The sequence below is a fragment of the Pontibacillus marinus BH030004 = DSM 16465 genome (assembly GCF_000425225.1).
Taxonomy (GTDB): Bacteria; Bacillota; Bacilli; order Bacillales; family BH030062; genus Pontibacillus; species Pontibacillus marinus.
In genome coordinates this window covers 200424-212541 of sequence record NZ_KE384332.1, presented here as the reverse complement: position 1 = coordinate 212541, position 12118 = coordinate 200424, and the positions used below count along the sequence as shown (strand labels likewise).

The 12118-nt window shown below is 39.5% G+C and carries 11 protein-coding genes; all 11 read right to left on the bottom strand.

Going from position 1 to position 12118, the window contains the following annotated elements:
* Positions 1-195 precede the first annotated feature (195 nt).
* The 11 genes from dapA to ribF all read right to left on the bottom strand — a co-directional run bounded on the left by dapA (position 196) and on the right by ribF (position 12117).
* Positions 196-1065 (bottom strand): 4-hydroxy-tetrahydrodipicolinate synthase, encoded by an 870-nt coding sequence (dapA, locus tag H514_RS0118730; RefSeq protein ID WP_407946871.1) that lies wholly within the window; start codon positions 1063-1065, stop codon positions 196-198.
* 35 nt (positions 1066-1100) lie between these two features.
* Positions 1101-2315 carry an aspartate kinase gene (gene dapG / locus H514_RS0118725; RefSeq protein ID WP_027448343.1) on the bottom strand — a complete coding sequence of 405 codons (1215 nt, stop codon included), beginning with the start codon at positions 2313-2315 and terminating at the stop codon, positions 1101-1103.
* A 22-nt stretch (positions 2316-2337) separates the two neighbouring features.
* The gene (gene asd / locus H514_RS0118720) at positions 2338-3393 is read right to left on the bottom strand and encodes an aspartate-semialdehyde dehydrogenase (RefSeq protein ID WP_027448342.1); all 1056 of its coding nucleotides are present in this window, start codon (positions 3391-3393) and stop codon (positions 2338-2340) included.
* 97 nt (positions 3394-3490) lie between these two features.
* Positions 3491-4081, bottom strand: a complete 591-nt coding sequence (gene dpaB / locus H514_RS0118715; protein ID WP_027448341.1) for a dipicolinate synthase subunit B — start codon at positions 4079-4081, stop codon at positions 3491-3493.
* Entirely contained in the window at positions 4081-4977 is an 897-nt protein-coding gene (gene dpaA, locus H514_RS0118710) for a dipicolinic acid synthetase subunit A (RefSeq protein WP_027448340.1), read from the bottom strand. Before dpaA ends, dpaB begins: the two co-directional genes overlap by 1 nt.
* 202 nt (positions 4978-5179) lie before the next feature.
* Complete coding sequence (locus H514_RS0118705) at positions 5180-5419, bottom strand: YlmC/YmxH family sporulation protein (RefSeq protein WP_027448339.1); 240 nt, start codon at positions 5417-5419, stop codon at positions 5180-5182.
* Positions 5420-5537: 118 nt separating this feature from the next.
* Positions 5538-6758 (bottom strand): M16 family metallopeptidase, encoded by a 1221-nt coding sequence (locus tag H514_RS0118700; protein WP_027448338.1) that lies wholly within the window; start codon positions 6756-6758, stop codon positions 5538-5540.
* A gap of 11 nt (positions 6759-6769) precedes the next feature.
* The gene (locus tag H514_RS0118695; RefSeq protein WP_027448337.1) at positions 6770-7750 is read right to left on the bottom strand and encodes a polysaccharide deacetylase family protein; all 981 of its coding nucleotides are present in this window, start codon (positions 7748-7750) and stop codon (positions 6770-6772) included.
* A 779-nt stretch (positions 7751-8529) separates the two neighbouring features.
* A complete protein-coding gene (pnp, locus tag H514_RS0118690) occupies positions 8530-10656 on the bottom strand; it encodes a polyribonucleotide nucleotidyltransferase (protein WP_027448336.1) in 2127 nt (708 codons plus the stop codon).
* A gap of 117 nt (positions 10657-10773) precedes the next feature.
* Positions 10774-11043 carry a 30S ribosomal protein S15 gene (gene rpsO / locus H514_RS0118685; RefSeq protein ID WP_027448335.1) on the bottom strand — a complete coding sequence of 90 codons (270 nt, stop codon included), beginning with the start codon at positions 11041-11043 and terminating at the stop codon, positions 10774-10776.
* A 132-nt stretch (positions 11044-11175) separates the two neighbouring features.
* Positions 11176-12117, bottom strand: a complete 942-nt coding sequence (gene ribF / locus H514_RS0118680) for a bifunctional riboflavin kinase/FAD synthetase (protein WP_027448334.1) — start codon at positions 12115-12117, stop codon at positions 11176-11178.
* Position 12118 lies beyond the last annotated feature (1 nt).

Below are 12118 nucleotides of genomic sequence, written 5' to 3'. Positions count from 1 at the left end.
CCACAACAGGCTTGCCGTTTCACTGACCGCAACAAACTACTCAACAGCAACGGACTCCTCTCAATTTCAAGTCTTCAACAATCCTGCCATTTAATGGAGTAATAACCTTCATACCTCACTCCCTAATAATTAATAAAAAAACACATGAGGTTCAAATAGAACCCCATGTGTTTATAAAATTTCTGATGAAATAATTTATAGACTATTCAATGCATCACTTAACGTATTGCGCTCTTCTGCTGTTAGTGGAATAAGTGGAAGTCTAACGCCTCCAACGTCCATTCCTTTCATCTGAAGAGCGGTTTTAACAGGTGTAGGAGATGGTGCCATGAAGCACGCGTTCATAACTGGCACAATTTTTTGATGAAGTTTGGCAGCCTTCTTTGCATCTCCACTTTCAAGTGCTCCCAGCATTTCCTGCATTTCATTTCCAATTACGTGAGCGGATACAGATACAACACCCGTTGCACCAACCGCTACTGATGGAAGAGTCATACTATCTTCACCAGTGTAGACAGAAAAGTCATCACCAGTTCTTGCTACAACATCGGTCATTTGATCAAGATCACCACTTGCATCCTTTACAGAGACGATATTGTCAATTTCAGATAAACGAACAAGTGTATCTGCACCTACGTTAATGACTGAACGCCCTGGGATGTTATAAAGCATAATCGGTAAAGACGTTTCCTTTGCAATACTGGAGAAGTGCTGATACAGACCTTCTTGGCTTGGCTTGTTATAGTAAGGCGCAACAAGCATTATGCCATCAACACCAGCTTGCTCTGCCTTTTTGGTGAGCTCTATTGAAGCATGGGTGTTATTACTTCCTGTACCTGCAATTACAGGAATACGCTTATTCACTACTTTAACAACATGATTGTATAAAGCAACTTTCTCTTCTGATGTTAGGGTAGGAGATTCACCTGTCGTCCCTGCAATCACAAGACCGTCAGATCCATTGTTTATTAAATACTCTACTAGTTGTGTTGTTTTTTCTAAATCAAGATTTCCGCGATTATCAAATGGGGTAACCATTGCAGTTAATACTTTTCCAAAGTTCATGGTCTCCATCTCCTTTCAAGTTAACGTTCCGAACTCTACAAGTTAAGTTCAAACGTTTGGTGTAATGCGTTAACAGCTTTCACTAGATCTTCGTCTTTCACAAGCACCCAAATTGTGGTGTGACTGTCTGCTGACTGTAAGATCTGTACACCTGAATCTGTAAGCGTATGAACAATTTTTGCAGCAATACCAGGAACACCTGTAATGCCTGCACCTACTGTCGATACCTTAGCACAATTATGCGTAATTTCAGGAGTGTAGCCTAATTTATTTAATATAGCTGTTGCTTTTTCGGTATAAGCATCAGGAATTGTGTAGACAACTCCCATAGGAGAAATATTGATAAAATCAACTGAAATCCCCGCTTCAGCCATTGATTTAAATACATCAGACTGGAGCTGATAAGGCTCTTCTTTTGCTGTAACCTTCACCTGTGCAATCCCAGATAAATGGGCAATTCCTGTTACCGGACGGTCTGGAATGTCTTTTCCATCCCCATCACTTCTAGATTGCGTAACAAGAGTTCCGAAATCTGAGGAATACGTTGAACGCACACGTAGAGGAACTTTAGCTTGCATAGCGATTTCGACAGCCCTTGGATGAATAACTTTTGCCCCTTGATAAGCCAAATTAACAATTTCATTATACGTCATCACAGCTAAGGGTCTAGCAGCCTCAACAATTCGTGGGTCAGCTGTCATAATCCCCTCTACATCTGTGAAAATATCAATATATTCTGATTGTAATGCAGCACCTAAAGCAGCAGCAGAGGTATCACTTCCTCCACGGCCAATTGTTGTCACATCGCCTTTTTCTGTCTGTCCCTGAAATCCAGCAACTACGACAACGTCATTCGTTTCAAACTCTTGTTTTATACGATCAGGCTGCATCGCTTTAATTTTAGCTTCTGTAAAATCATCATTGGTCAGGAAACCTGCTTGTGCTCCAGTTAGAGCCGTAGCTTTTAAACCTTTTTCATTCAATTCATTTGAAAACACTATGGACGAAATGACCTCCCCACATGATGTGAGAAGATCTTCCTCTCGCTTTGAAACGTTTGTATTTGGAAAGTTAATCATTTCTAATAAAGTATCCGTAGCATAGGGAGCACCTTTTCGTCCCATAGCTGACACAACTACAACTACTTTATAACCTTCCTCAAGAGCTGTTTGCACATGCCCCATAGCAAGTTGTCGTCCCTCAGCATCCTTTACTGAAGTGCCTCCAAACTTTTGAACTAATACTTTCATGTGGACACCTCAAAACTTCTTATTATTTCTTTGTAAGCAGTTGTTTCTCGATAAGCTCTTCAGCAATTTGAACTGAATTCCAAGCTGCTCCTTTTAAGAGGTTATCAGACACAACCCAAAGGTGGAATCCTTTGTCATGGTCAAGGTCCTTACGGATACGACCTACAAATACATCACGCTTTCCTTCAGCACTTAAAGGCGTAGGATAACTTTGTGTGGATGGATCATCTTCTAAGACGATACCAGGTGCGTTTGATAACTGTTGTTTGAAATCCTCTACGCTAACATTATCCTTTTCTACTTCGATATAAACACTTTCTGCATGGGAAGTGAAGAAAGGAAGTCGTACGCATGTTGCGGCAACAGGAAGTTGATCAGCATGCATGATTTTTTTCGTTTCATTGATCATCTTCATTTCTTCAAACGTGTACCCGTTGTCTTGGAACTTATCAATCTGAGGAAGCGCATTAAATGCAATTGGATAATGACGCTCATCCCCTTTCACAGGTAAAATCTCAGCTGAAAGATCTTCTCCTTTTAGATAAGCTTCTGATTGGTTCTTCAACTCGTCGTTTGCTTCGTTACCAGCACCTGATACAGCCTGATAAGTAGACACAATCACACGGCTTAAACCATACTCTTGGCGTAACGGCTCAAGAGCAGCTACCATTTGAATTGTTGAGCAGTTCGGGTTAGCGATAATCCCTTTATGCTCTTTAAGATCATCAGCATTCACCTCAGGTACGACAAGAGGCACTTCTGGATCCATACGATAAGCACTTGTGTTATCGACAACAACTGCACCTCGTTTAACCGCTTCATGAGCTAATGCCTTTGTTACGCTGCCGCCTGCAGAAAATAGAGCGATATCTACACCTTCAAAACTCTCAGGAGTAGCTTCTTGAATCGTGATATCTTTATTTTGAAAACGTACTGTCTTACCTGCAGAACGTTTTGATGATAATAACGTTAATGTTTTAATAGGGAAATTTCGATCTTCTAGAGTTTCAAGCATTTTTTGACCTACAGCACCTGTTGCTCCTACGATTGCTACGTGATATTGATGATTGTTTGCCATTTATAGTTTCTCCCTTCCATACAATGCTTTTAATACATTAGATTAAATTATATTTTACCACAGACATAGGATTTGTTGATACCAACATCCCTCATTTTTACTCATTATGAGGGATAAGAACTGGCTGAATTTGTTTAAATTCTAATGCAGACTCTACTGTAGCTTGTAAGCGTGTCATATCTGCCACTAATGAATTTGGTTTTTTCACTATATCATCCTGGCCATATGGGATAAAGAAGATGTTCTTAGTCGCCATTAGACGCATTAAGTTAACTCCGTTTAACCCTAAGGCATCGTTCGTCGAAATTCCTAGAACAACAGGGTTTCCATTACGTAACGTAGCTTTAGCAGCCATGAGCACAGGAGAGTCTGTGAGTGCATTAGCAAACTTACTCATGGAATTCCCTGTTAGTGGAGCAATAACCATACAATCTAGAGGTCGTTTGGGTCCTAATGGTTCAGCTTCTGGTATAGTTGAAATTAGCTCCTCTCCTGTTAACTCTTTTATTTTCTCTAAATGATCCGCAGCATCTCCGAATTTTGTGTCCGTCTTCTGCACTGTGTAAGATACAACTGGAACAACTTTAGCACCAGCTTTTACAAGTCTTTCAATTTCAGGGAAAACGTCTTCATAGGTGCAATGTGACCCCGTCAGACCAAACCCGATTACTTTTCCTGATAAATCCATTAAAAAGAACTCCTTTCGCCTAATTCTTTTAGTAAAATCTTCGTAATAACTTTCGCCAAAATATTTCCTGCGGTTTTCGGAGCGACAATTCCCGGTAATCCTGGAGCTAGCAAGGCTTTAACTCCTCTTTTCTCAGCATATCGAAAATCTGTCCCTCCTGGTTTGGAGGCTAAGTCTATAATCAAAGCGTGAGACGGCATATTTTGGATGACAGCCGCCGATACGATAGGAGCTGGGATTGTATTGATTATCATGTCACAATCATGTGTGTGATCTTTAAGTTCGTGAATGTTAAAAGATTCTAACCCCATCTCATGGATACGAGCTAAATCCTCTGGCTTTCTTGCCCCTACTTTTACATTTGCCCCTAACGAGTAAAAGGAACGCGCTACACTCATACCTACTCGCCCTAGGCCAAGTACTAAAATATCAGAAGAATGAATGGTAAAGTCCGTATTTTGGATAGCCATCATAATGGTTCCTTCCACAGTAGGAATCGAGTTATAAATGGCTACATCATCTCGATCAAATAGTGGAACTAACGTCCGGTTTGCTTCTTGCGTAATTTGAGTTAGATAGGAATTTGTAATCCCTGTAAACACGAGGCAGTGCTCAGGGGTTTCACTTAACCACTCTTTCGTTAACGTTAATGATTGATTAGAAAATATAGTTTCAATTACACCTTTAGGGTTAGTACCAGGTACGGGAAGGATCACCGCATCAAGTTTTTCAGGTTCCACTTCATCTATGCTTAATTGTTTTGCCCCTGTAAAGCCATGATCGAGTTGATCAAAACCGACTAAAAACAGTGTGGCATCCCATTCACTTAACCGACGAATCACTTCCAATTGTCTTGCATCTCCGCCAAGTATGGCGATTTTATAATCTGTTAGCATCATTTCACCTCACCTTACACCGAGTAATGTCGCATGATTCTTTCATATCCTATGAGGTATGAAAAAGAAAGGTGAATGTCCTTATTAGAATAAGTTTAGTGGATTTGCTTTTTGAATTTCATCTGAGATGGGGTTCTTTAGAGGGAGTAACTAGCCTATTATTTTTCATAAAAAAAAGACCCGCCTATGCAGGTCTGTTCCTTTAATGGTCAGGAGGATCAATGATGATCATGTCATCGCCTATCTTTTTAATGTCTTTCCAATAGATACGTACTTCTTCTCCCTCCTTTTTCATACCAAACCATTTGTAACTTGGTACCAAAAAGGATTTTATTTTACCACTGACAGGATCAATCTCAAGATCTGTTTGTCCTAGCACCCCTAGGCGAGCTCCCTGGCGAACATCGACGATTTCTTTTCCACTTAAATCACGATATCTCATACGATCCGCTCCTTTACTCTATCTATATGATATAAATAAAGGTCACATGCCGAGTTCAGTTAGAAAAAACACATGCAATTCTGAAGAAGAATCGCATGTGTTTCCTGACCTAATAGTATTAATTTTCTTCAGGAGAAATAATCGCTAAAGACTGCTTCCCATTAAATACTTGCTTCATAATACGATCTATTGATTTATGATCCACTTTATCAATTTGTTGAACCATTTCATCTAACGAGCGATGACGGTTTAATAATAATTCATTTTTTCCGTTTCGACTCATTCGACTATTCGTACTTTCTAAGCTGAGCACAATATTCCCTTTCAGCTGTTCCTTACTATTTGTGATTTCTTTTTCAGTTAAGCCTTCTTTGGTAAACTGGTTAACTGTTTGTTCAATGGTGTCTTTTAATACAGGTAATTGATCTTTGTCTGTTCCACCATAGATCGTTAACAAGCCATTATCTAAGTGAGAGCTATGATAGGAAAAGATTGAATAAGCAAGTCCTCGTTGTTCACGTACCTCTTGGAATAAGCGTGAGCTCATACTTCCACCTAACACATTATTAAGAACAACAAGGTTATAAATATCATCGTCTCCTACTTGTAACCCTTCATATCCCATACATAAATGGGCTTGTTCTGTATCCTTCTTACGGCGAATATCTTCACCTAAAAACTCGGCTCTCTCATACTGACCAGCTGTATGTTCACTTGTATAAGAACCAAAATAGGATTCAACTTTATTGAAAAAGGATTCATCCACGTTCCCTGCTACAGATACAACAACATTCTCTGGGATGTAAAATTGATTCATGAATTCTTTTGCTTTTTCTGGGGTGAATGATTTTAATGTTTGGTCAGTACCCAGGATCGGATAACCTAAGGCATGATTGCCGAAAGATGCTTTAGCAAGTAAGTCATGTACAATATCATCTGGCGTATCTTCATACATTTTTATCTCTTCTAAAACAACTTTTTTCTCACGTTCCATCTCTTCTTGATCAAATGTTGAATTAAAGAACATATCAGCAAGAATATCTAGGGCGTGATCGGCGTGGTTGTCTAAAACTTTTGCATAATAGCATGTATATTCTTTTGACGTGAAGGCATTAACTTGTCCTCCAATTGAGTCAAAACTCTCTGCAATGTCACGTGCTGAACGATTTTCGGTTCCTTTAAATAACATGTGTTCAATGAAATGTGACATTCCGTTGTTCACTTCGTTTTCATTTCTTGAACCAGTAAGAACCCAAACTCCAATTGTGACCGATCGAACGTTTGGTATCTCTTCTAGTACGATTCTAAGCCCATTAGAGCAAGTATATTTTTTAACCAAGCTACATCCTCCTATTTGTTTGTCTGTTTCTGAGATGTTATATAATTGCGTTCCTCATCTAATAATGTGGTAACATTACCAATTTTATATTCTTTCTCTTTTATTTTCAAAATTAAATCGGTTAATCCTTCTGCTACAGGATCTGTCGGATGCATTAAAATAAATGCGCCATTATGGATTTTTCCCATTACTCGATTAATCATAACGGACGGAGCAGGTTTTTTCCAGTCTACTGTATCAACCGTCCAAAGAATAGTTTCCATTCCTAACTCATCCGCTACTTTTATGACATCTTCATTAAAGCTACCACTAGGCGGAGCAAACCATTTTGGCTTTTTACCAGTTATAGACTCCAGTATTTTATTTGTATCTTGAATTTGCTTTTGTGATTCCTCTGCACTAAGATTTTTCATATCTGGATGATTGAAAGCATGGTTCCCAATTTCATGGCCTTGCTCATCAATCATTTTAACTAGGTCTTCATGTTTATTGGCCCATTTACCTTCAATAAAAAATGTGGCTTTAACATGTTGTTTTTTTAATATATTAAGAATGGTTGGAATATGATCTTCCCCCCAAGATACATTAATGTTTAACCCTACCATCTTTTTATCAGGGTGACCACGATATATTGGTGCTGCTGGTAAATCTTCTAGTGTGACTTCTGGAGGGACTTGTTCAAAAACCAAAAAGTCCTCATTAAATTCGCCTTGCTTTTTCATTTTTTTATAAGATTTTTCTACATTTACTTTAACCCCGTTCAGACCAGGTATCTTTTTCCACACTTTATGCAAAACTGCGTCTTCTGCTGGTTTTTCATACTCTCCAGCTTTATCCTTGATCTCCTGATACAATTCATCCTGATCATTTGATACAGGTGCAGATACATTTTTGATAGAAGCAATGTAGTCATTTGAAAACGGGTTTTCGAAAGCTTGATAAGATACAATAACCATTCCAATAAAAACAATAAAAGGCATAATCCGCCGCATTACACTCATCCCTCCTTACCCCAAACCTATGATGGAGAAGGACAAGGTAGAACACATTTCTAAGGCGTATGAAGAGTAACAGCATTGTTAGGAGTTATGTCTTTCAAACTTAAGATATTATTCCGTTAAAGCCCCCTTATCTTGAAGACTTGGTTTCGAGATAAAGTGCGTATGGTTCCGTTGCTTTTGTGGAGATCGGCGGGCTGTGGGGGGGGTTGGTTTCCTGCGGACGAAGCGCCGAGCCTCCTCATTCGCAAGCTCTCTGCGGGGTCTCGTCACTCCGTTCTTCCGCTGGAGTCAACCCGTTCCACAGCCCACCTTTGCCGAATGGTGACTAACGGAACCGCCGTAGTTCTGGGAGAGGATGTTCTGACTCCAGGTAGTATAATCCTATCGTGACAAGGGTCTGAGCAACTTCTCTGAATACGATCACCAATCCATATGAGGTGAGAAAATCCAAATTATGGTCCGTTAGTCTTCATAATCGCGTGTAGGGAAGGAAACGGCAAACTGTCGTGGTAACAAAGGCAAGACGAGACCCCGCAAGGAGCGTAGCGTATGAGGAGGCTCGGCTTGTCTTCCACAACAGGCTTGCCGTTTCACTGACCGCAACAAACTACTCAACAGCAACGGACTCCTCTCAGTTTCAAGTCTTCAACATTACTGCCATAATACTGAATAAACTTCCGATTATGTATCGTTGTTTTTATTTCTTTGACATGTAGAAACATCAATATTATACATAAAAAAAGAAACTGGATAGCCAGCTTCTTTTGATATTAGTTATTCGATGCTTCTTCTTTTTTCTCTTGCTCTTGTTCGCGTAGAGCGTCTTTGCGAGATAGGTTAACGCGGCCTTGGTTGTCGATTTCTTTTACCTTAACTAGGATTTCATCGCCAATTTCAAGAACATCGCTAACTTTTTCAATGCGCTCCTCTGCAATTTGTGAGATGTGTACAAGGCCATCTTTACCAGGGAACAATTCAACAAATGCACCGAACTTCTCGATACGTTTTACTGTACCCATATACATTTGACCAGCTTCTACCTCACGCACAAGGTCTTCGATAATCTTCTTCGCATTTGCGTTTGCATCTGCATCACTAGAAGAAATAAAGACTGTACCATCTTGTTCAATATCAATCTTAACGCCTGTTTCTTCAATGATTTTATTGATCTGTTTACCACTTGGACCAATAACGTCACGAATTTTATCAGGATTGATTGCCATCTTCATGATCTTAGGAGCATATTCAGAAAGTTCTTCACGTGGCTGAGAAATCGTTTCTGTCATATGATTAAGAATATCCATACGGCCTTTTTGAGCTTGTGTAAGGGCTTCTTCTAAGATTTCACGAGATAACCCTTCAATTTTAATATCCATTTGTAAAGCAGTTACACCTTTATCTGTACCTGCTACTTTAAAGTCCATGTCTCCAAGGAAGTCTTCCATCCCCTGAATATCTGTAAGAACTGTATAGTCATCCCCAGACTTAACAAGACCCATGGCAATACCAGCAACTGGTGCTTTAATTGGAACACCTGCATCCATCATTGCTAATGTACTTGCACAAATACTTGCTTGAGATGTAGAACCATTGGATTCTAATACCTCAGATACAAGGCGAATTGTATAAGGGAAATCCTGTTCAGATGGAATAACTTTTTCTAGAGCACGTTCTCCTAATGCACCATGACCGATTTCACGACGTCCTGGGCCACGAATTGGACCTGTTTCCCCAACACTAAACTGTGGGAAGTTATAATGGTGCATAAAACGCTTAGATTCTTCTAAATCTAATCCATCTAATATTTGAACGTCTCCTAGAGCACCTAGTGTACATACAGATAATGCTTGTGTTTGTCCACGTGTAAACAGACCTGAACCGTGTGTACGCGGTAATACACCAATGCGAGAAGAAAGTGAACGAATTTCATCTGGTTTACGACCATCTGGACGCACCTTCTCTTTGGTAATTAAACGACGAACTTCTTCTTTAACAATTTTGTCTAGAATCGCTTTAACTTTAGCAATTTTATCACTATCAGCCTCAGCTTCTTCATAAGAAGAGACAACCTCATCTTTCACTTCTGAGATCGCTTCATCACGTGCATGCTTTTCTTCTGTCTGAATAGCTTTCACTAAAGCTTCTTTAGCTTTACCTTCTACTTCAGCAGTAAGATCCTGTTCCGGTTGGAAAAGTGGCACTTCGATTTTTTCTTTAGCAACCTGTGCTGCAACTTCCTCTTGGAATTCAACCAAGCGCTTGATTTCTTCATGTCCAAACATGATTGCTTCAAGCATCACATCTTCAGGTACTTCGTCCGCTCCTGCTTCAACCATGTTGACAGCATCCTTGTTACCTGCAACTGTTAATTCAATATCACTTTGGGATTGCTGTTCAATCGTTGGGTTAATGATAAATTCTCCATCAACACGTCCAACAATTACACCTGCAATAGGTCCATTGAAAGGAATGTCTGAAATTGTAAGAGCTAATGAAGAACCTAGCATAGCTGCCATTTCTGTAGAGCAATCCTGATCTACACTCATTACAGTACTAATAACTTGTACTTCGTTACGGAAGCCATCCGGGAACATTGGACGAATAGGACGGTCAATTAAGCGAGAAGCTAGAACAGCTTTTTCACTCGGACGTCCTTCACGTTTAATGAAACCTCCTGGGATTTTTCCGACTGCATACAAACGTTCTTCATAGTTTACAGTTAGTGGGAAGAACGGTAAGTCTTTTGGTTCTTTAGATGCCGTCGCTGTAGATAATACAGATGTATCTCCATAGCGGATCATACAAGCGCCATTTGCTTGTTTAGCTAATTCGCCTGTGTCTACGTGTAGGGTACGGCCCGCTATATTAATGGAGAATGTTTTATTTTCTTCTGCCATTTGTCGTTGTACTCCTCTCAGTAAAAGTTCTTTACAATTATGTTATGCGTTCATAAGATCGCTCTTATGTACTATTTTTGGCTATAGAAAAAGCGGGAATACCTCCCGCTTTTACCATTAACGACGTAAGCCAAGTCTTTTAATTAGATTACGGTAACGAGTTACATCGTTATTACGTAAATAATTTAAAAGGTTACGACGTTTACCTACCATTTTTAGTAGACCACGACGAGAATGGTGGTCTTGCTTATGCGTACGTAAATGCTCATTCAGATTAGTAATCTGTTCAGTAAGGACAGCGATTTGAACCTCTGGAGAACCAGTGTCGTTTTCGTGTGTCTTGTACTCATTGATGAGTGCATTTTTACGTTCCTGTGTGATAGCCATCCTATTCACCTCCTATTTCTTTTTCATCCCCAATCCCCTAGCAAGCGTCGGTGTCTTCGCTTTGCCAAGCGACGGTTAATGTCATACGGATATAAGGGTACATGTTTTTAAGGAAAAATGCAAGGGGTTTACTTAATTGATACCAAAAAATTCACGAATTTGTCTTTCATCTTCATGCAATTGATCAATTAATTGGTCAACACCATTGAATTTTGTTTCTTCACGAATTCGAGTGCACCACTCTATTCGTAATTCTTCCCCATATAAGTCTCCATTATAATCAAAAATATTCACTTCTATAGTTGGCTTCTCTGCTTCACCTTCAAAAGTAGGTTTAAATCCAACATTCGCCATACCATGGTACAATTGATCTCCATGATAAACTTTAACGGCATAGACGCCTACTTTCGGTAACAAGAAATCATCGGATGGTTTTATGTTTGCAGTAGGAAATCCAATTGTCCTTCCACGCTGATCACCTTGAATGACTTCTCCTACAATAGCATAAGGTCGCCCTAACAATGTTTGAATATCTTGAACAGATCCTTCTTGAATTTTCTCTCTAATGAGTGTTGAACTGATTTTCGTTCCATCCTGCGTCACTTTGTCCACAACAGTTGAAGAAAATTCATCTCGCGAATGAGATGGAATAGTTTCCATCGTTCCTCTTCCCTTGTGTCCATATGAGAAATCGAAACCAGCTACTACATGTTTTACATTTAATCCGATTAGGAAATGATCGACAAACTCTTGCGGTAATAATGCTGCTAGATCTGTATTGAATTCTACTAAGTAGACTCGATCCATCCCGATATCATTTAAAATCTTCATCTTTTCATCGATCGGTGTAATGTATTCAACATGTTGTGTTTGTTTCTTTAATACAACAGAGGGGTGTGGATGAAATGTCATCACTGCACTTTCACGCCCTTGTTCCTCTGCGATTGTTTTTGCTTTTTTGATAACTTCTTGATGACCATAATGAACCCCATCAAAATATCCAATTGCCAAAACTGTTTCAGGCAAGGATTCTTTCTGAAATGAATGGGGATATTGAAGATGAATAATCTCCATT

Coding starts and splice junctions, on each gene's coding strand:
- dapA (WP_407946871.1), bottom strand. CDS start 1,065: ATGAACTTTGGAAAAGTATTAACTGCAATGGTTACCCCATTTGATAAT.
- dapG (WP_027448343.1), bottom strand. CDS start 2,315: ATGAAAGTATTAGTTCAAAAGTTTGGAGGCACTTCAGTAAAGGATGCT.
- asd (WP_027448342.1), bottom strand. CDS start 3,393: ATGGCAAACAATCATCAATATCACGTAGCAATCGTAGGAGCAACAGGT.
- dpaB (WP_027448341.1), bottom strand. CDS start 4,081: ATGGATTTATCAGGAAAAGTAATCGGGTTTGGTCTGACGGGGTCACAT.
- dpaA (WP_027448340.1), bottom strand. CDS start 4,977: ATGCTAACAGATTATAAAATCGCCATACTTGGCGGAGATGCAAGACAA.
- H514_RS0118705 (WP_027448339.1), bottom strand. CDS start 5,419: ATGAGATATCGTGATTTAAGTGGAAAAGAAATCGTCGATGTTCGCCAG.
- H514_RS0118695 (WP_027448337.1), bottom strand. CDS start 7,750: ATGCGGCGGATTATGCCTTTTATTGTTTTTATTGGAATGGTTATTGTA.
- pnp (WP_027448336.1), bottom strand. CDS start 10,656: ATGGCAGAAGAAAATAAAACATTCTCCATTAATATAGCGGGCCGTACC.
- rpsO (WP_027448335.1), bottom strand. CDS start 11,043: ATGGCTATCACACAGGAACGTAAAAATGCACTCATCAATGAGTACAAG.
- ribF (WP_027448334.1), bottom strand. CDS start 12,117: ATGGAGATTATTCATCTTCAATATCCCCATTCATTTCAGAAAGAATCC.